Consider the following 19,163-nt stretch of genomic DNA (forward strand, 5'->3'; position numbering starts at 1 on the left):
CGGACCGGAAAGCCCGCGCCGACATGGCGCGGCACTTTCCTATTTTGCTATCAACCGATCAATAGCGGTAGTGATTGGGCTTGTAGGGGCCCTCGACCGGCACGCTGATGTAGTCGGCCTGTTCCTGGCGCAGCGTGGTCAGCTGCACGCCCAGTTTCTTCAGGTGCAGGCGCGCGACCTTCTCGTCCAGGTGCTTCGGCAGCACGTAGACTTCGCCGGACTTGTAGGCTTCGTTGCGCGTGAACAGTTCGATCTGGGCGATCGTCTGGTTGGCGAACGACGACGACATCACGAACGACGGATGGCCGGTGGCGCAACCCAGGTTCACCAGGCGGCCCTGGGCCAGCAGGATTATGCGCTTGCCGTCCGGGAAGATCACGTGGTCGACCTGCGGCTTGATCTCTTCCCACTTGCAATCGGCCAGGCTGGCGACGTCGATCTCGTTGTCGAAGTGGCCGATGTTGCACACGATGGCCTGGTCCTTCATGGCGTTCATGTGCTCACGCGTGATGACGTGGTAGTTGCCGGTGGCGGTGACGAAGATGTCGCCATGCGCGGCCGCTTCTTCCATCGTCACGACCTTGAAGCCTTCCATGGCGGCCTGCAGGGCGCAGATCGGATCGATTTCGGTGACCCACACTTGCGCGCGCAGGGCGACCAGCGCCTGGGCGCAGCCCTTGCCCACGTCGCCGTAGCCCGCCACGACGGCGATCTTGCCGGCAACCATGACGTCGGTGGCGCGCTTGATGCCGTCCACCAGCGATTCGCGGCAGCCGTACAGGTTGTCGAACTTGGACTTGGTGACCGAGTCGTTGACGTTGATGGCGGCAAACGCCAGCTCGCCCTTCTGCGACATCTGGTACAGGCGATGCACGCCGGTGGTGGTTTCTTCGGTCACGCCCTTGATCAGCGCCAGGCGGGTCGAGTACCACTTCGGATCGCGCTTGAGCGTTTCCTTGATGGCGGCGAACAGGATGCGCTCTTCGTCGCTGCCCGGATTGGCCAGGACGGAGAGGTCCTTTTCGGCCTTGGTGCCCAGGTGCAGCATCAACGTGGCGTCGCCGCCATCGTCCAGGATCATGTTGGCGTTCTGGCCATTGGGCCATTCGAAGATCTTGTGCGTGTACTGCCAGTACTCTTCCAGCGTCTCGCCCTTGACGGCGAAGACCGGCGTGCCCGACGCGGCGATGGCGGCGGCGGCGTGGTCCTGCGTGGAGAAGATGTTGCACGAGGCCCAGCGCACTTCGGCGCCCAGGGCCACCAGCGTTTCGATCAGCACGCCGGTCTGGATGGTCATGTGCAGGCTGCCGGCGATGCGGGCGCCCTTGAGCGGCTGCTGGGCGGCGAATTCCTCGCGAATGGCCATCAGGCCGGGCATTTCGGTTTCGGCGATGGCGAGTTCGCGGCGGCCCCAGCCGGCCAGCGACATGTCGGCAACGATGTAGTCGGAAAAGGATTTGTCGGTCACGGCATTCATGGTGTGTAGGCTCCACGTGAAATACGAACGGCGCGCAAGATGGCCGGACAACGCGAAAACACCACGACAGTCGAGTGCCCGCCTTTTCCGCCATATGCGACAAAGGTGAGCGCCGTTGCTGTAGCGCCGCGCAAGGCGCGCCGCTTGAACAAGGATTCCTGAGCCTGGCGAGCCGGGTTCCGCCAGCAGCCTATGCCGCCGGGAACCGCAGGGTCGTCGCAACGCTCCTCAGGATTGCCGGGCATTGTACCCGGTAACTGGCCGGCAGGCAGCAAACCCCTGCCCCTCTAGCGGCCATTTCCCCGCCGCGAGGCCTCGAGCGAGTACGCCCCCTCCGGCACGCAGGACACATCCGCATCCGCCGCCGCGCGGGCGGTCCCGTCCAGCGGCGCCAACGCCGCCAGCAGGTCGGACGCAACCGCATCCCAGCTGCGCGTCAGCGCGTGCTCGCGCACGGCATGGCGGTCGAGCGACAGGGCGGCGCGGCAGGCGTGGGCAAGGTCCTCGTCCAGGAAGCCCGTTACGCCCTGGGCCACCACCGCCAGCGGCGCCTCGCTGCGGAACGCGGCCACCGGCGTGCCGCAGGCCATGGCCTCCAGCATGACGAGGCCGAACGTGTCGGTCAGGCTGGGAAACACGAACACGTCGGCGCCGCCATACAGCTCCGGAAGCGCGCCGTCGTGCTGCATGCCGGTGAAAACCGCGTGGGGAAAACGCTTCTTCAGGCGCGCCTCGTCAGGCCCGGCGCCGACCACCACCTTGCTGCCCGGCAGGTCCAGCGACAGGAAGGCGTCCAGGTTCTTCTCCCGCGCGACCCGTCCGACGCTCAGGAACACCGGACGGGGCAAGCCCTCGAACACCGTGCTCGGACCGGGCTGGAACTTGCGGGGATCGACCCCTCGCGACCATACCTGCAGGTTCGCCAGGCCGCGCCGCGCCAGAATGTCGCGCACCGTGGGCGTGGGCACCAGCACGCGCTGCGAAGGCCGGTGGAACCAGCGCAGGTAGCGCCAGGGCAAGGCCGCCGGAATGCCCATGCGCGCCTGCAGGTAGTCGGGAAACATGGTGTGGAACGAGGTCGTGAAGCGCCAGCCCCGCGCCAGCGCCATGCGGCGCGCGGCCAGACCCAGCGGGCCTTCGGTGGCGATGTGCAGCGCGTCGGGCACGGTATCGCCCAGGATGCGGCGCAGTTGCCGGCCAGGTTGCAGGCAGAGGCGCAAATCCGGTTCGGAAGGCGCCGGGACGGTCCGGCTGCCCTGGGGGTTCACCACGATCAGTTCGTGCCCCCATTCGCCGAGGATCTGCCGCATGGTCGTCCAGGTGCGGACGACGCCGTTGACTTGCGGATGCCAGGCATCCGTAACCAGGACGATGCGCATGATGGAGCCGGAAGTGGGAGATGGCTCGATTTAGCCCGCGCCATGTGACACGCCCAAGACGGCGCGAGCGCCCGGCCCCGCGCATGCGGGTAGCGGCCCCGTGCGGGCCTCAGTTGTTGCGGCGGGGATACCCTTGCGCCTTGATGCGCACCCAGACTTCTCGCTTTTCCGCTTCCGTCATGAAGACCCAGTTGGCGACTTCCATGGCCGTCCGGCCGCAGCCGCGGCAGATGTCGTCGAACAGCGTGGAGCAGACCGCGACGCACGGGGAATCCGTGGCCTTGAAGGCGCGTTGCGCGTCTTCGGCGGCGGGTAACTCGGAAAGGTCGGCGATGTAGCGATTCATGGGGCGAAGGTTAACACCCGGGGTGCGTCCCTTTTTGGATGGCCCTACTGCCCATCCTGGCTTGGTTGACAGGCCTCGCCCCGGAAGCCTAGCGGGCCGGACCGCCGCCCCACCCGAAGAACTTCCGGACCTGGGCGAGCAGCGCCTCCGGACATTCCTCGGCCAGGTAATGCGCTCCGGGCAGCGGGCCGCCCGACACCTCGCCGGCCACCGCCCGCCACAGGGCCAGCACGTCGAAGTTCCTGCCCACGGCGCCCTTTTCTCCCCACAGGACGCACAGCGGCTGGCGCACGCGCTCGCCCGAAGCGCGGCCCGCGCGGTCGTGTTCCAGGTCCAGCGTGGCGGAAGCGCGATAGTCCTCGCAGATGCCTGTGGCCCAGCCGGGCAGCCGGGCGGCGCGCTCGTACTCGGCCATCGCCGCGCCGGAAAAATGCGCCAGCCCGCCGGGCCGGCCTCCCATCACCGAGCGCAGGTAGAAAACGGGGTCGCGCTCGATCATGGTTTCCGGCAAGGGCGCGGGCTGGATCAGCCAGAACCAGTGGAAATAGGCCTGGGCGAAGGCGCGCGTCGTGCCTTCGTACATGTCCAGCGTCGGCGCGATATCCAGCAGCATCATGCGGGTGACGGCTGCCGCGTGGTCCAGCGCCAGCCGATGCGCGACGCGCGCCCCCCGGTCATGGGCCAGGACCTCGAAGCTCGAATGGCCCAGGGCCCTCATGAGTTCGACCATGTCGGCCGCCATCTCGCGCTTGGAATGCGCCGCGTGGTCCGCCGTGGCGGCCGGCTTGTCGCTGTCGCCGTAGCCGCGCAGGTCCGCCGCCACGCAGGTCCGGTGCCGCGTCAGTTCCGGCCATACCCGATGCCAGATGGCGTGGGTCTGCGGATGCCCATGCAGCAACAGCATAGGCGGGCCCGAGCCGTCGATGCGCGCCGCGATCTGGATGCCGTTGGCGGCGATGCGGCGCACGGGAAGGTCGAAGAAATCGGTCATGGGTCTCCCTCGGAGCCTGCGCGAGGCTCGTGTTGGCGTGAACGGGCCCTAGCCGGCCCTGGCGGCGTCCAGGCGATCGCGCACCTGGCGCGCCACGTCCTTCATCCACGGATGGCGCGCCCAATGCCCGGCCTCGAAGCGCTCCACCTCGTCCAGCCGCTGCAACGAAGCGCCGACCATGTCCAGGCCCTGGGCATACATCTGGCGATGGCGCTCGGGCAGGGTGAAGCCCGCGCTCCAGCCGTCCGCCGCGCTCACCCGCCCGGCCGCGACATCGATGCCGACGCGGGTGGTGGCCTTATTGGACACCCGCGCGAGCAGGGCGTCGACCTCGGCCGGCGCCAGGCTGACCAGCAACAACCCGTTGTTCACCGCGTTGAAGTAGAAGATCTCGCCGAAGCTGGGCGCGATCACCGCGCGGATGCCGAACTGCTGCAGGCCCCATACGGCATGTTCCCGGCTGGAGCCACAACCGAAGTTCGGCCCCGCGACGAGAATGGACGCGCCGGCATAGGCGGGCTGGTTCAGCACGAAATCGGGGCGCGGCGCGCCGTCGGCATCGAAGCGCAGGTCGTGCAGCAGCCCTCGGTCCAGTCCCGATTTATCGATGATGCGCAGGAACTGCTTGGGCATGATCTGGTCGGTATCCAGATTGGAAAAGGGCAAGGGCGCGGCCACGCCTTCCATCATCGGGTTCATGCTTGCGGCTCCCATTCCCGGACATCGACGATGCGGCCGGCCAGCGCGGCGGCGGCGGCCATCGCCGGGCTCATCAGGTGGGTGCGTCCCGCCCGGCCCTGCCTGCCTTCGAAGTTGCGGTTGGTGGTGGACGCGCAGCGCTCGCCCGGAGCCAGCACGTCGTCGTTCATGGCCAGGCACATCGAACAGCCCGGCTGGCGCCATTCGAAGCCCGCCTCGATCAGTTGCGCCGCAACGCCCTCGGCCTCGGCCTGGGCGCGCACCGCCCCCGATCCCGGCACCACCATGGCCCGCACGCCGGCGGCCACCTTGCGCCCGCGCGCGACGCTCGCCGCCGCTCGCAGATCCTCGATGCGCCCGTTGGTGCAGGATCCGATGAATACGCGGTCTATCGGCAGGCCCGCGATCGGCGCGCCCGGCGCCAGGCCGATGTAGTCCATCGCCTTCTCCAGCGCCAGGCGCGCCAGCGCGTCGGGCTCGGCCTGCGGGTCGGGCACGACGCCGTCTATCGGCATGGCCTGGTCCGGGCTGGTGCCCCAGGTGACGAACGGCGCGATCGAGGCGGCGTCCAGCACGTGCTCCGCCTCGAAGACCGCATCGTCGTCCGAGCGCAGCCCTGCCCAGTAAGCGCGCGCCTGCGCCAGGACCTCGCCCTGCAATTGCGGCGCGCGGGCCGTGACGTAGGCGTCGGTGATGGCGTCCGGCGCGATCAGCGCGGCGCGCGCGCCGGCCTCGACCGTCATGTTGCACAGGGTCATGCGGGCCTCGGCCGAGAGCGCGTCTATCGCCTCGCCGCAGAATTCCACGGCATGCCCGCGCGCGCCCTGCGCGCCTATGCGGTGCACGACGCAAATGACCAGGTCTTTCGCCGTGACGCCGCGCGGAAGCGCACCGTCGATGCGGATGCGCATGTTGCGCGCCACGCGGTAGGCCAGTGTCTGGGTGGCCAGGATGTGCTCGACTTCGGAGGTGCCGATGCCGAAGCCCAGCGCCCCCAGCGCCCCGTAGGTCGTCGTGTGGCTGTCGCCGCAGAGCACCACCATGCCCGGCAGCACCATGCCGTGTTCGGGCGCGATCACGTGCTCGATGCCCTGCAGCGGATCGGTCGTGTCGAACAACGCAATGCGCTGCGCTTCGCAATTGCGCTTGAGGTTGACCGCCTGCCGCGAAGAGGCCTCGTCCGCGATCACGCGCAGCGCGGCCGGGACCGGATGGGTAGGGATGATGTGGTCGACCACCGCCATCTGTTGCCCGGGACGCAGCACCGCGCGTCCGCGCGCCGCCAGGCCGCTGAATGCCTGCGGGCTGGTGTATTCGTTCATGATGTGCAGGTCGACGTAGAGCAGCACGTGCTCGTCGTCGATCCGGGCCACTTCATGGCTGGCCACCAATTTGTCGTACAGCGTCATGCCGGGCATGTCTTGCGTCCTCGAGATTCAGTTTGCCTGGATTCCGGCGTCCTTGACGATGCCGGCCCAGCGCGTCATTTCTTCGGCCACCATGGCGTCGGTCTTGTCGGGCGTGGAGATCAGGGGGTCGAAGCCTTCCTTGCTCATGCGCTGGGCAAGCTCGGGAGAACGGAGGGCCTGCTCCAGCTTGGCGTTCAGCACGTCGATCACCGGCTGCGGCGTGCCCGCGGGCGCGCTGATGACGAACCAGGTATTGAACTCATAGCCAGGCAGGCCGGATTCCGCGATGGTGGGCACGTCGGGCAGCAGCGGCGAGCGCTTCGTACCGGTCACCCCCAGCGCGCGGAGCTTCTTGCCGTCCACTTGCGGCTTGGCCGCGGACAGCACGGGAAAACTCATTTGCACCTGCCCGCTGATGGTGTCGAGCATGGCGGGGCCGCCGCCCTTGTACGGCACGTGCAGGATCTGCGTGTGCGACACGGACTTGAACAGTTCCGCGGCCATGTGGAACGTGCTGCCCGTGCCCGCCGAGCCGAAACTCAGGTCGTTGGCCGGCCGCTCGCGCACATAGGCCAGGAGTTCGCTCACATTGGCTACCGGCAGGCCGTTGGTCACCGTCAGCACGTGCTGGGACGTCCCGACCGTGCCCACCGAACGCAGGTCCTTCCTGGTGTCGAACGGCATGCTCTGGAAAAGCGCGGGGTTGATCGCCAGCGACATGGTGTTGATCGCCAGCGTATAGCCGTTGGGCTCGGCGCGTGCCACCGCGGCCATGCCGATGTTGCCGGAGGCGCCGGCCCGGTTCTCCACGACCACGCTTTGCCCGAGCGCCCGGCTCCAGGCATCGGAGATCAACCGCGCGGCGATATCCACGCTGCCGCCCGGCGCGAAGGGCACGACGAGCGTCACCGCGCGTTCGGGGAAGGCGCCGGCGGCGAGCGCAGGCTGGGTCCAACAGGATGCGGCGGCAAGGGCCGCGCACAAGGCGCCGGCCGCGGTCTTGATCTTCATTCCTGGTCTCCTCGTGTGGCCGCGCTCTGCGGCTCTGTCATGGGCGAGTCCAGTGTATAGGCCCATTGGATTCTTATAATTAATAATCTACCTAAAGCTTTATTAAATTTGATTTATAAATAAGCCATGGACGCCCTATCGGATCTCGCCTTTTTCTCGCTGGTGGTCAAGCATGGCAATCTATCCGCCGCCGCGCGCGAGCTAGGCCTCACGCCGCCCGCGGTCAGCACGCGGCTGGCCAAGCTGGAACAACGGCTGGGCGTGCGGCTGCTGAACCGCACCACGCGCCGGGTCAGCGTCACGCAGGAAGGCGAGCTGTACCTGGCCGAAGGCGGGCGCATCCTGGCCGACCTGGAAGCCCTGGAACGCTCGGTGTCCAGCGCCCGGGCCCAACCCCAGGGTCTGTTGCGGCTGAATGCCACCTTCGGCTTCGGGCGCGCGCACATCGTGCCCGCGGTGTCCGACTTTGCGCGCCAGTACCCCGAGGTCGAAGTGCAGATGCGGCTCACCGACAGGCCGCTCAACCTGATCGAGGAAGGCTTCGACGTGGCGGTGCGCTTCGGAGACCTGCCGGACGCGCGCCTGACCGCGCGCAAGATCGCCTCGAACCGCCGGCTCCTCTGCGCGTCGCCACGCTACCTCGAAACCTATGGCGAACCGCGGGCGCCGGGCGACCTGCAACGCCACCGCTGCATCGTGGTGCGCGAAAACGACGTGGCCTACGGCACCTGGCGGCTGGAATCGGGGCTGCGCGCGGAAACCGTCAAGGTGCGCGGCGCGGTCAGTTCGAACGACGGCCAGAGCGCGCTGGAGTGGGCGTTGGACGGGCACGGGATCGTCATGCGGTCCGAATGGGAAACGGCCGCCCACTTGCGCGCCGGCCGCCTGCGCGCGGTGTTGCCGGACTGGCGCACGCCCTCCGCCGACATCCACGCCCTGTACCCGGAACGGCTGAATCTGCCGGCCAAGACGCTGGCCTTCGTGGAATTCCTCTCGCAGCGTTTCGCCCGCCACCTGCGGCCGCCCGGTGCGGACGACCCGGTATGGTGACTCGACCCGCGCGGGACTAAGCGTCCGGGTCCAAGCGCGCGCCGGCGCGCACGATGCCGCAACGCTTGTGCGCCCGCATGACCACGCCGACCTCGCTGTTCAGCACGCCGTCCAGCTCGCCCAGGCGGTGCGTGACCACTTCCCAGAGGTGCAGGCTGTCGCGACACAGCACGTGCCAGAACAGTTGGGAGGCCCCGCTGGTGCCGAACAGGCAGCGCGTGTTCGGATCCAGCGCCAGGTGCGCGGCCAGCGCGTCCACCGCCTGCGGCCGCACCTGCACGGAAATCACCGCCTCCACCGGGAATCCGACCAGCGCCGGCTCCACTTCCACGCGAAAGCTCAGGGCGCGCCGGTCCACCATGTGCTGCAGCAGGCGCTGCGCCGTGGGTTCGCTGACGCCGGCCCGTTCGGCCAGCTCGGCCAGGCTGGCGCGCCCGTCGCGCATCAGGTGGTTCATCATGCGCTGCTCCGGCTCGGTCAGGGCCGCTGGCGGCTGGCTGCGCGCGGGCTCGCCGGCGGCATCCGGCGCCTGGGCCTGTATGCGCCATTGGCCGGCGCGCCGGAACGGCCGCAACACCAGCCTCGCCTCCACGTGCTCCACGCCATCGATGGAAGGCAGGACGCGCGTCACCACGTCCGGCATGTCCGCCGCGTCCGCCAGCGTCAGCTCGGCCATCAGATCGGCCGAACCGGCCAGGGTGACGACCAGCTGGCTGATGTCGAGCCGCGCCAATTGCTCCGCCACGTCCGGCACCCGGCCCGAGCGGCAGCGCACCCAGGCATGCAGCACCACGCCCCGGCCGGTGGCCAGAGGATCGGGTTCGGCGATCACGCGCAGCGCATCGGTCTGCATCAGCCGCTTGATGCGGCGCGCGACCGTTCTCTCGGCGATCCCGGTCGCCGCCCCCAGCTCGCGCCAGGAAGCGCGGGGCTCCGCCTGCAGCGCGATCAGGCAGGCCAGATCGGTGTCATCCAGCGCGGGAATTAGGGGGTTACCCTTACTTGACGTGACTATATTCATTAACTTAACGTTCGCGCATTGATAAAAACACAAAATTAAATGGTCTTTGTGACCAAAAATAAATTCTTATTTGAGGATCCCATGAGCAGCCCCTCCGCATCCCTGCCTAAGACGCAGGGAGCAGCCGCCCCGGCCGGCGCCCCGTCCGTATCCCGCGCGCGCACCATCCTGGCCGGTAGTGTAGGCAATGCGGTCGAATGGTTCGACTGGACCATCTACGCCTCCTTCGCCATCTTCTTTTCCAGTCAGTTCTTCCCCGAAGGCAATGAAACCGCCTCCCTGCTGGCGACGTTCGGCATTTTCGCCGTGGGCTTCTTCATGCGGCCGGTGGGCGGCTGGGTGCTCGGCATCTTTTCCGACCGCTATGGCCGCAAGGCCGCGCTGGGCCTGACCATCCTGATGATGGCCGGCGGCTCCCTGATCATCGCCATCACCCCCACGTACGCCACCATCGGCCTGGCCGCCCCGCTGCTGCTGACCGCCGCGCGCCTGTTGCAAGGCCTGTCGCTGGGCGGAGAGTATGCCTCGGCCACGACCTTCCTGGCCGAAATGGCGCCGCCGAACAAGCGCGGCTTCTATTCCAGCTTCGTATTCTTCAGCGCCGCCGTGGGCATCCTGGCCGCCTCCGCCGTGGGCTGGGCACTGACCTCGACGCTGAGCAAGGCCGAGATGGCCGCCTGGGGCTGGCGCATCCCGTTCCTGCTGGGCGCCCTGGGGGGCCTGGCCGGCCTGTGGATCCGCCGCTCCATCCCCGAGACCGAAGCGTTCTCCCACAGCAAGAAGGCCGGCGTGGAAAAGCAGCCTCTGCGCACCCTGCTTCGCAGCCACCCGCGCGAAGTGCTGCGCATCGTGGGCTTTTCCATCCTGACCACCTTCGCCTTCTACATCTTCGTGGCCTACGTGCCGACCTACGCCATCCGCCAGGCGCACGCGGATCCCAAGACCGCGTTCGCCGCCAACACCGTCGCGCTGATCGTATTCATGCTGGTGCAGCCGCTGTTCGGCAGCCTGTCCGACCGCATCGGACGCAAGCCCCAGCTCATTTTCTTCGCGGCCGGCTACCTGGTGTTCTTCTATCCGCTGATGACCACGCTGGGTCCCTCCTTCGGCTCGATCCTGGCGGTGGAACTGTTCGGCCTGGTGCTCTACGCCATGTACACGTCGATCGCGCCGGCCATCATGTCCGAGCAGTTCCCCACCAGCGTGCGCGCCGTCGGCATCGGCACCCCGTACAACCTGGTCGTTGCGCTGCTCGGGGGCACCACGCCCTACCTGCTGACCTGGCTGCAGAGCAAGGGCATGGAACGCTGGTTCTTCTACTACGTGCTGGCAGGGGCCGTGATCACCCTGGTCACCTTCATCCGCATGCCGGAGACCAAAGGCCAGGAACTGAAATAACCATGCCGGATCAAGATACCGCCCTGCATTTCCAAGACGCCCGCGAACTCGCCCGCGCCATCCGCCAGCGCGAACTGAGTTCGCGCCAGGTTACCCTCCACTTCCTGGACCGCATCGAACGCGCCCCCGCGCTCGCCGCCTTCAGCGAGGTCACGGCCGAACGCGCGCTGGCTCAGGCCGACGCCGCCGACCGGCTGCTCGATGCGGGCATCCTGCTGGGGCCGCTGCATGGCGTGCCGATAGCGGTGAAAGACAGCGTGCAATGGGAAGGCGTGTCGGCCAGCCTGGGCTCCAGCGCCCTGGCGGGACGGACCAGCGGCCGGACGGCCGCGGCGCTGCGCGGCCTGGCCGCGCAAGGCATGGTGGTCCTGGGCAAGACCCGCATGACCGAATTCGCCTTCGGGCTGTCCGGCCAGAACCCCACCCAGGGCACCGCGCGCAATCCCTGGGACGCGCGCACGGCGCGCGCGCCGGGCGGCTCGTCCAGCGGTTCCGGCGTGGCGGTGGCCGCAGGACTGGCGCCGCTGGCGCTGGGCGGCGACACCGGCGGCTCGGTGCGCGCGCCCGCCGCGCTCAACGGTCTGGTCGGCTACAAGCCTTCCACCGGCGTCATCAGCCTGGCGGACTGCCTGCCGCTGTCGGAGACGCTCGACGTGCTGGGCCCGATCTCGCGCAACGTGGCGGACGCCCGCCTGCTGACGCAATTGCTGGCCGGCCCCGACGTCGACGACGCCGCCACGCTGGCCTTCCCCGCAAGCGCCATTGCCGCCCTGCGCCGGCCCGCCAGGCGCGGCCCCGCCCCCCTGGCCGTGCTGGTTCCCGAAGCCTGGCCCGCCCCGCTGACGGAGTCCGGAATGCAGGCCTGGCGCCAGGCGCAGGAAAACCTGGCGCTTGCGGGCTTCACACCCACGCCCTGGCGCCCGCCGGCGGCCTTGTCCTTCGCCCGCATGGCGGACGACAACTCCCTGGTGCTGGCCTACGAGGCCTACCGCCACTACGGCGCGCTGGCCGAGGACCCTGCGCAGCCCCTGTGGGAAGTGGTGCGCGCCCGCATCGCCGCGGGCGGCCGGATCGCGCAGGCTGACTACGAAGCCGCCCTGCTGCGCCGCGCCTCCTGCATGGCCGCTTTCGCGCAGGCCATGGAGGGGGTGGACGCCCTGCTGATGCCGGCATGCGACCAGGCCGCCCAGGCGCTGGATGCGGACGATACGCGCCACGCCGGCCTGGGCAGGCTGCTGCGGCCCGCCAACTTCCTGGGCGCGGCCGCCATCTCGCTGCCTGCCGGCTTCGATGCCGAGGGCATGCCCGTCGGCGTCCAGCTGCTGGCGCCCGCGGGCGGCGACGCCGCGCTGCTGGACTGCGCCGCGGCGCTGGAGCCCGTGCTGGCGCCGGCGGTCCGGCGGCCCGACCTGTCGTCCTGGAGCCTGTGATTCCGCCGCGCCAATAAAAATGCCCCCGCGACGCGGGGGCATTTTTTTGAAGACAGGCGCTTACAGGGCCTTCTTCAGCGCCTGCACCTTGTCCGTGGCTTCCCAAGAGAATTCCGGCTCCGAACGGCCGAAGTGGCCATAGGCCGCGGTCTTCGCGTAGATCGGGCGCAGCAGGTCCAGCATGTTCACGATGCCCTTCGGACGCAGGTCGAAGTGCTCGCGCACCAGCTTGGCGATCTCGTGGTCGGGGATGACGCCCGTGCCTTCCGTGTAGACGGTGATGTTGATCGGCTCGGCCACGCCGATGGCGTAGCTGACCTGCACCTGGCACTGGCGCGCCAGGCCGGCGGCCACGATGTTCTTGGCCACGTAGCGCGCGGCGTAGGCGGCCGAGCGGTCCACCTTGGACGGGTCCTTGCCCGAGAACGCGCCGCCGCCGTGCGGGCAAGCGCCGCCGTAGGTGTCGACGATGATCTTGCGGCCGGTCAGGCCGCAATCGCCTTGCGGGCCGCCGATGACGAAGCGGCCGGTCGGGTTGACCAGGAACTTGGTCTTGGGCGTGATCAGGCCTTCGGGGAAGCTGGGCTTGATGATGTCTTCGATGACCGCTTCGCGGATGGTCTCTTGCGAGACTTCCGGCGCATGCTGGGTCGACAGCACCACGGTGTCGACTTCGGCGGGACGGCCGTCGACGTAGCGGAACGTGACCTGCGACTTGGCGTCCGGACGCAGCCAGCCCAGGCGGCCGTCCTTGCGCAGTTCGCTCTGGCGCTGCACCAGGCGGTGCGCGTACCAGATCGGGGCGGGCATCAGGTCGGGGGTTTCGTCGCAGGCGTAGCCGAACATCAGGCCTTGGTCGCCGGCGCCCTGGTTCAGGTAGTCTTCCGAGCTGCGGTCCACGCCCTGCGCGATGTCGGGCGACTGCTTGTCGTAGGCGACCAGCACCGCGCAACCCTTGTAGTCGATGCCGTACTCGGTGTTGTCGTAGCCGATGCGGCGGATCGTGTCGCGCGCGACCTGGATGTAGTCGACGTTGGCGGTCGTGGTGATCTCGCCGGCCAGCACGACCAGGCCCGTGTTGCACAGCGTCTCTGCTGCAACGCGCGCGTTGGGATCCTGCGTGAAGATGGCGTCGAGGATGGAGTCCGAAATCTGATCGGCAACCTTGTCGGGGTGCCCTTCAGAGACGGATTCGGAAGTGAAGAGAAAGTCGTTGTTGGCCACAGATGCGTCCTTACGTGCCCGGCTTTGCCGGCGCATAGGTTCACGAGGCGCGTAGCACCTCGAACCGTATGCCTTGCGGCATACCCTGGATCTGGGCGCGACGCTTTAGCGGATTTGGCAAAGGACGCGCAACGCGCTACACCCTTGCCGTCGCCCCGCAAGTTGTCGGTTAACTCGGCGACTGGCCCATTTTAGGCGAAAATGCCGTTCTGCTGCTCGTGCCGGGGCGCCTGCCCGTTCCCGGGGCCCGGGCGCCCCCCCTGCCAGCCCCATACCTTTGCCGCATGCTGCTCTTCCTGTTCAGACTATTCGCCGCCCTTCCTCTCCCCGTCGCGCACGCCCTGGGGCGCCTCGCCGGGCGCGCGATCTACGCCTGGCCAGGCAAGTACCGGCGGCGGCTCCAGGCGAACGCCGCCCAGGCGGGCTACCCGGACCCGGCCTTCGCGCGCCGCGCGGCGGGCGAGATCGGCGCCATGATCCTCGAAAGCCCGCGGGTCTGGTTCCGCAACGAAGACAGCCTGGCCCGGGTCGTCTCGGACGACAACGAGGTGGTCAGCGCGGCCCGCGCCGAGAACCGGGGCATCCTCTTCCTGACGCCCCACCTGGGCTGCTTCGAAATCACCGCCCGCTACCTGGCTCGCCAGATGCCGATGACGGTCATGTTCCGCCCGCCGCGCAAGGACATCCTGGCCCCGCTGCTGGAAACCGCGCGCAACAGCTCGGCGGTCAACGCGGTTCCGGCCACCATGCAAGGCGTGCGTGAGTTCGTGCGCGCCCTGCGCCGGGGAGAATCCGTGGGCATGCTGCCCGACCAGGCGCCCAGCGTGGGCGACGGCGTCTGGGCGCCGTTCTTCGGGCGCATGGCCTACACCATGACCCTGCCGGGCAAGCTCGCCACGCAGACCGGCGTTTCCATCATCCTGACCGCCGGCGAACGGCTGCCCAAGGGCCGGGGCTGGCGCATCCATTACGTTCGGGTGCCCGAGCCGCTGCCCGCCGATCCCCAGGCGCAGGCCGCGTTGCTCAACACCGCCATGGAAACGCTGATCCGCCGCTGCCCGGAGCAATATCTCTGGAGCTACAACCGCTACAAGACGCCGCGCGGGGCGCCGCCGGCGCCGGCCGCCGATACGGCTTCCACGGCGGGCTGAACCCCGCCGCGCCCCGCCCGTACCCTGCTGACACTATGACTGATTTCAAAACGCGCGCGCTGGTCTCCCTGTTGAAATGGTTCGGCCGCATCAAGCCGTCGACGCGGCTGCGCATCGGCGCCTGCCTGGGCTGGCTGGCGCCGCGCCTGGCCAAATCGCGCGCGCGCATCGTCCGCCGCAACCTGGAACTCTGCTTTCCCGAGCAGCCCGAGTCCGTGCGCGAACGCTGGCTCGCCGAGCATTTCCGCGCCCTGGCGCAATCCATCGTGGACCGTGGCGTGCTCTGGTACGGCACGCCGGAAGCCATCAAGGAAATGGTGACGCAGACCGGCAGCGAACGCATCAACGCATTGACGGCGCAAGGCCGCTCGGTGATCCTGCTGGCCCCGCACTTCATCGCGCTGGACGCCGCGGCGACCCGGCTAACCATGGACGTGCCCAGCGGCGCCACCATGTATACCCCGCAAAGCGACCCGCAAGTCGACGCCGTCGTGGCCGCCGGCCGGGCCCGCTTCAACGAAGTCTTCCTGGTCAGCCGCAAGGACGGCGTGCGCGAACTGCTGCGCCATCTGCGCGCGCCGCGCCCCGTCTACTACCTGCCCGACATGGACTTCGGCCGCCAGGGCTCGGTCTTCGTGCCGTTCTTCGGCGTGCCGGCAGCGACCCTGCTCGCCACCGCGCAGCTGGCCAAGAAATGGAATGCCGCCGTCATGCCCATCGTGGGATTCTGGAATCCGGAGACCGGCCGCTACCACGTGGACGTCCTGCCGCCCCTGGCCGATTTCCCGGGCGAGGGTTCGCTGGAAGACGCCACCGCCCGCTTGAACCGCGAACTGGAAACCTGGGTGCGCCGCTGCCCCAGCCAGTACTACTGGGTCCATCGCCGTTTCAAGACGCGGCCGCCGGGCGAGCCCAAACTCTACTGAACCCCGGCCGCGCGCCGCCCGCGCCCCAATAATGGGCGATAATCCGGTGATGAACTGGAACTTCACCAAAATGCATGGCGCGGGCAACGATTTCGTCGTGCTCGACGGGGTTCGCCAAACGATCGAAATGACGCCCGAGCGCGCGCGCGCCTTGGGCGACCGGCATTTCGGCATCGGCGCCGACCAGATCCTCCTGGTCGAGCGGGCCACCCGGCCGGACGCCGATTTCCGCTACCGCATTTTCAATTCCGACGGCAGCGAAGTCGAGCATTGCGGCAACGGCGCCCGCTGCTTCGTGCGCTTCGTGCACGAACAGGGCCTGTCCGACCGCAACCCGCTGCGCGCTGAAATCGCCACCGGCATTCTCGTCCTGGACGAAGGCGACGACGAGCAGGTCACCGTCGACATGGGCAGCACCCGCTTCGATCCCGCCGCCCTGCCGTTCAATACCGACGGCCTGGCCTCGCAGCGCCAGGGCGACGACACGCTGTGGGAGCTGCCGCTGGACGCGCCCGCCGGCCTGCCGCGCGCAGTCTCGGTATCCGCCGTGGCCATCTCCAATCCGCACGCCGTGCAGGTCGTGGAAAACGTGGATACCGCCCCCGTCTCCGCCCTGGGGCCGCTGATCGAGACCCACCCGCGCTTCCCGCGCCGCGTCAACGCCGGCTTCATGCAAGTGGAAGACCGGAACAACATCCGGCTGCGCGTCTTCGAACGGGGCGCCGGCGAAACCCTGGCCTGCGGCACGGGCGCGTGCGCCGCCGTCGCCGCCGGCATCCGCCGCGGCCTGCTCGATTCCCCGGTGCGCGTGCAGACGCGCGGCGGCGTGCTGACCGTCGCCTGGGACGGCGAACAACTGCGCATGACCGGCCCGGCGGAATCCGTTTTCACGGGGCAGGTCGACATCGACAAGCTCGTCTTCTCCATGGGGCTGAACCGATAAGCCATGACTGATACCGCTTTTACCGCTCACGACATCGCGGGCTTCCTGCAAGAGAATCCCGGTTTTTTCGACGAACACGCCGACGTCTTCGCCACGCTGCAGGTGCCCCATCCGCACGGCTCGCGCGCCATTTCGCTTGGCGAGCGCCAGATCATGACCCTGCGCGAACGCAACCGCGAACTGGAATGGCGCCTGAGCGAACTGGTGCGCAACGCCACCGCCAACGAAACCATCGGCACGCATCTGGCCAAATGGTGCAGCCGGCTGCTGTCCGAATGCGATCCGCAACGGGTGCCGGGCGAAATCGCCCTGGGCCTGGCCGAACAGTTCGACCTGAACCATGCGGCCCTGCGCCTCTGGGATCTATCCGACCTGCCCCCGACCGGCTATGGCGAGCCCGTCACCCAGGACGTGCGCGCCTTTACCGACAGCCTGAAGGCTCCGTACTGCGGCGCCGACACGGGTTTCGAAGCCGCCGGCTGGCTGGACGCCAAGCCGAAGTCGCTGGCGCTGGTGCCCCTGCGCCTCGAAGCGGACGGCCCGGCCGTCGGCCTGCTGGTGCTGGGCTCTGACGACGCCGAACGCTTTACCCCCGAAATGGGCACCACGTTCCTGGAATCCATCGGCCAGCTGGCGTCGGCGGCGCTGCACCGCCTGAACCCCGCGAGCCCCAAGGCCTAGGCCCCGGGCGGACACGGAGCACGCCTTGCGACCCGCCGCGCACGACACCGATCCGCCCGAAGCGCCCCTGCCCGACGCGATGAGCGCCTGGCTGCGCCATCTCGAAACGAACCGCCGCTATTCGCCCCATACGCTGGACGGCTACCGCCGCGAGCTGCGCTTCCTGCGCGCGCTGGCCGACAAGGCGGGGCTGCCGCTGGACAAGATCGGCAACGGCCACATCCGGCAATTCGTGGCGCGCCTGCATGCCGAGGGCCGCGGTCCGCGCAGCCTGGCGCGCACGCTGGCGGCCTGGCGCGGCTTTTATCAATGGTGGGCGCCCGCGATCGAGCTGGCGGGCAACCCCGTGGCCGGCGTGCGCGCGCCCAAGGCGCCCCGCGGCCTCCCCAAGGCCTTGTCGGTGGAGCAGACCCAGGCCCTGCTGGACCGCGCCCCGGCGCAGGTGGCGACCGAGCCCGCCGCGCTGCGCGACCAGGCCATGTTCGAGCTGCTGTATTCCAGCGGCCTGCGGCTCTCGGAGCTGGTCGGGCTGGACCTGCGCTACGAGCGCGCCAACGGCTATGAATCTCGCGGCTGGCTGAACCTGGACGAAGCCGAGGTCGTGGTGCTGGGCAAGGGCGGCAAGCGCCGCTCCGTGCCCGTCGGCCAGGCCGCCCTGGAATCCTTGCGCAAATGGATCGCGGCGCGCCCGCAGCTTGCGCCCTTCACCTCGCAGCCCGAAGATGCCGCGGCGCTCTTCCTCGGCGCGCGCGGACGCCGCATCTCGCCGCGCGTGGTGCAACTGCAGCTCGCCCGCATCGCGCAAGCGGCCGGCGTGCCCACCCATGTGCATCCGCACGTGCTGCGGCATAGCTTCGCCAGCCATGTGCTGCAATCCGCGCAAGACCTGCGCGCCGTGCAGGAAATGCTGGGCCACGCCAATATCTCCACCACCCAGGTCTACACCCGGCTGGATTTCCAGCACCTGGCCCGCGCCTACGATCAGGCGCACCCGCGCGCCGGCCGCAAGTCCTAGCCGCCCCTGGCCACCGCGCCGCCCAGCAGCATCCCCCCCAGCAACAGCACCGCAAGCGCCGCGAGCGCCTCCACGCCGTAGCGCAGGCGCGCCGCGCCCGCGCCCGAAAGCCGGCGGCCCAGGCGGCTGGCCGCGCCGCCGGCCGCCACGGCCAGCATGGCCAACGCCGCGACGGTCAGGCCGGTGCCCACGCCCATCGCCAGGGCCGAGGCCACGCCAGCCAGGAAAAATCCCTGCGACAACGCGAACACCAAGACGATCAAGGCGCCGCTGCAGGGCCGCAGGCCCACGGCGAGGACCGCCGACGCGGCGCGCCGCCAGTCCAGCGGGCCCGCCACGCTTTCGGGTGCGGGCGCGTGCGCGTGCCCGCAAGCGCAATCCCGCCCATGACTGTGTCCATGGCCGTGCCCGTGGCCGTGTTCATGGCCATGCGCGTGGACTCGCGCGGACACGGGCGCGAGCGCCCGCAACGGACGGATCGCCTTGGTCCAGACCAGCCACGCGCCCAGCGCCGTCACCAGCGCATAAGACGCCAGCTCCAGCCAGCGCGTGGCCGAGTTCATCACCGCGGCGGTGGCGTTGAACGCCACCGCCAGGACCGCCACCATGGCAATCGCGACCAGCGCCTGGATCAAGGCGGACAACAGCGCCAGCAACGCGCCGTTGCGGGCGGTCTGGCGGTTTGCCAGCACATAGGACGAGATCACCGCCTTGCCATGGCCAGGGCCCAGGGCGTGGAATACGCCGTAGGCGAACGACAGGCCGACCAGGACCCAGGCCGCCCTGCCATCGTCCTGCCAGGCGCGCACCGCGCCCGTCAATTGCCGGTAGAAATGGGATTGCCACACCGCGACCTGGCCGAAGAAGCCCGACAGCCAGCCCGGCCCGCCCGCGCCGCCGCTTTCCGGCACGCCGAAGGGATGAGCGCCCTGCGCCGCGGCGGCCGCCATCCACATCCCCCCGCTCCATCCCAACAGCGCCAGCGCGAGCGCCGCCGCGATGGACATGGCCG

The 19,163-nt window shown here is 69.0% G+C and carries 18 protein-coding genes and 1 riboswitch; of the genes, 8 read left to right on the forward strand and 10 right to left on the reverse strand.

Annotated features, from left to right (window positions below):
• Positions 1–58: 58 nt before the first annotated feature.
• From ahcY to ACN6PJ_RS08335, 7 genes are all read right to left on the reverse strand, one after another.
• Positions 59–1,477: an adenosylhomocysteinase gene (gene ahcY, locus ACN6PJ_RS08305; RefSeq protein WP_427995395.1), complete on the reverse strand. Its 1,419-nt coding sequence runs from the start codon at positions 1,475–1,477 to the stop codon at positions 59–61.
• A gap of 100 nt (positions 1,478–1,577) precedes the next feature.
• Positions 1,578–1,713, reverse strand: a riboswitch (S-adenosyl-L-homocysteine riboswitch).
• Between the two features lie 51 nt (positions 1,714–1,764).
• Positions 1,765–2,856, reverse strand: coding sequence for a glycosyltransferase family 4 protein (locus ACN6PJ_RS08310; protein ID WP_427995396.1), 1,092 nt, complete (start codon positions 2,854–2,856; stop codon positions 1,765–1,767).
• A 109-nt stretch (positions 2,857–2,965) separates the two neighbouring features.
• Positions 2,966–3,202 (reverse strand): DUF1289 domain-containing protein, encoded by a 237-nt coding sequence (locus ACN6PJ_RS08315; protein ID WP_427995397.1) that lies wholly within the window; start codon positions 3,200–3,202, stop codon positions 2,966–2,968.
• 88 nt (positions 3,203–3,290) lie between these two features.
• On the reverse strand, positions 3,291–4,193 hold the full coding sequence (locus ACN6PJ_RS08320; RefSeq protein WP_427995398.1) for an alpha/beta fold hydrolase: 903 nt from the start codon (positions 4,191–4,193) through the stop codon (positions 3,291–3,293).
• A gap of 48 nt (positions 4,194–4,241) precedes the next feature.
• The gene (leuD, locus tag ACN6PJ_RS08325; RefSeq protein ID WP_427995399.1) at positions 4,242–4,892 is read right to left on the reverse strand and encodes a 3-isopropylmalate dehydratase small subunit; all 651 of its coding nucleotides are present in this window, start codon (positions 4,890–4,892) and stop codon (positions 4,242–4,244) included.
• Positions 4,889–6,310, reverse strand: coding sequence for a 3-isopropylmalate dehydratase large subunit (gene leuC / locus ACN6PJ_RS08330; RefSeq protein ID WP_427995400.1), 1,422 nt, complete (start codon positions 6,308–6,310; stop codon positions 4,889–4,891). The genes leuD and leuC overlap by 4 nt, the downstream gene beginning before the upstream one ends.
• Before the next feature lie 18 nt (positions 6,311–6,328).
• On the reverse strand, positions 6,329–7,312 hold the full coding sequence (locus ACN6PJ_RS08335; RefSeq protein WP_427995401.1) for a tripartite tricarboxylate transporter substrate binding protein: 984 nt from the start codon (positions 7,310–7,312) through the stop codon (positions 6,329–6,331).
• Between the two features lie 126 nt (positions 7,313–7,438).
• Between ACN6PJ_RS08335 and ACN6PJ_RS08340 the strand changes: the two genes are divergently transcribed.
• Positions 7,439–8,362: a LysR family transcriptional regulator gene (locus tag ACN6PJ_RS08340; RefSeq protein ID WP_427995402.1), complete on the forward strand. Its 924-nt coding sequence runs from the start codon at positions 7,439–7,441 to the stop codon at positions 8,360–8,362.
• Between the two features lie 16 nt (positions 8,363–8,378).
• Here the strand turns inward: ACN6PJ_RS08340 and ACN6PJ_RS08345 are convergent, their stop codons facing one another.
• Positions 8,379–9,383 carry an Lrp/AsnC family transcriptional regulator gene (locus ACN6PJ_RS08345; RefSeq protein ID WP_427995403.1) on the reverse strand — a complete coding sequence of 335 codons (1,005 nt, stop codon included), beginning with the start codon at positions 9,381–9,383 and terminating at the stop codon, positions 8,379–8,381.
• A gap of 81 nt (positions 9,384–9,464) precedes the next feature.
• Here ACN6PJ_RS08345 and ACN6PJ_RS08350 point away from each other — a divergent pair, with 81 nt between their 5' ends.
• Together ACN6PJ_RS08350 and ACN6PJ_RS08355 are read left to right on the forward strand one after the other, a co-directional pair.
• Positions 9,465–10,781: an MFS transporter gene (locus ACN6PJ_RS08350; RefSeq protein WP_427995404.1), complete on the forward strand. Its 1,317-nt coding sequence runs from the start codon at positions 9,465–9,467 to the stop codon at positions 10,779–10,781.
• A 2-nt stretch (positions 10,782–10,783) separates the two neighbouring features.
• Positions 10,784–12,211 carry an amidase gene (locus tag ACN6PJ_RS08355; RefSeq protein ID WP_427995405.1) on the forward strand — a complete coding sequence of 476 codons (1,428 nt, stop codon included), beginning with the start codon at positions 10,784–10,786 and terminating at the stop codon, positions 12,209–12,211.
• Positions 12,212–12,271: 60 nt separating this feature from the next.
• Here the strand turns inward: ACN6PJ_RS08355 and metK are convergent, their stop codons facing one another.
• Entirely contained in the window at positions 12,272–13,435 is a 1,164-nt protein-coding gene (gene metK, locus ACN6PJ_RS08360) for a methionine adenosyltransferase (protein ID WP_427995406.1), read from the reverse strand.
• Positions 13,436–13,719: 284 nt separating this feature from the next.
• On the opposite strand from metK, the gene ACN6PJ_RS08365 reads away from it, so the two are divergent.
• From ACN6PJ_RS08365 to xerC, 5 genes are all read left to right on the forward strand, one after another.
• The gene (locus ACN6PJ_RS08365) at positions 13,720–14,586 is read left to right on the forward strand and encodes a lysophospholipid acyltransferase family protein (protein WP_427995407.1); all 867 of its coding nucleotides are present in this window, start codon (positions 13,720–13,722) and stop codon (positions 14,584–14,586) included.
• Between the two features lie 35 nt (positions 14,587–14,621).
• Positions 14,622–15,512, forward strand: a complete 891-nt coding sequence (locus tag ACN6PJ_RS08370; RefSeq protein WP_427995408.1) for a lysophospholipid acyltransferase family protein — start codon at positions 14,622–14,624, stop codon at positions 15,510–15,512.
• A 31-nt stretch (positions 15,513–15,543) separates the two neighbouring features.
• Positions 15,544–16,455: a diaminopimelate epimerase gene (dapF, locus tag ACN6PJ_RS08375; protein WP_427995409.1), complete on the forward strand. Its 912-nt coding sequence runs from the start codon at positions 15,544–15,546 to the stop codon at positions 16,453–16,455.
• Between the two features lie 3 nt (positions 16,456–16,458).
• Complete coding sequence (locus ACN6PJ_RS08380; RefSeq protein WP_427995410.1) at positions 16,459–17,136, forward strand: DUF484 family protein; 678 nt, start codon at positions 16,459–16,461, stop codon at positions 17,134–17,136.
• A gap of 79 nt (positions 17,137–17,215) precedes the next feature.
• Positions 17,216–18,151: a tyrosine recombinase XerC gene (gene xerC, locus ACN6PJ_RS08385; protein WP_427995535.1), complete on the forward strand. Its 936-nt coding sequence runs from the start codon at positions 17,216–17,218 to the stop codon at positions 18,149–18,151.
• On the opposite strand, the gene ACN6PJ_RS08390 is transcribed toward xerC, so the two are convergent.
• Positions 18,148–19,158, reverse strand: coding sequence for a nickel/cobalt transporter (locus ACN6PJ_RS08390; RefSeq protein ID WP_427995536.1), 1,011 nt, complete (start codon positions 19,156–19,158; stop codon positions 18,148–18,150). The genes xerC and ACN6PJ_RS08390 overlap by 4 nt on opposite strands.
• Positions 19,159–19,163 lie beyond the last annotated feature (5 nt).

Origin of the sequence: Achromobacter sp. (assembly GCF_050285585.1) — a bacterium.
Lineage (GTDB): Bacteria > Pseudomonadota > Gammaproteobacteria > Burkholderiales > Burkholderiaceae_B > Achromobacter.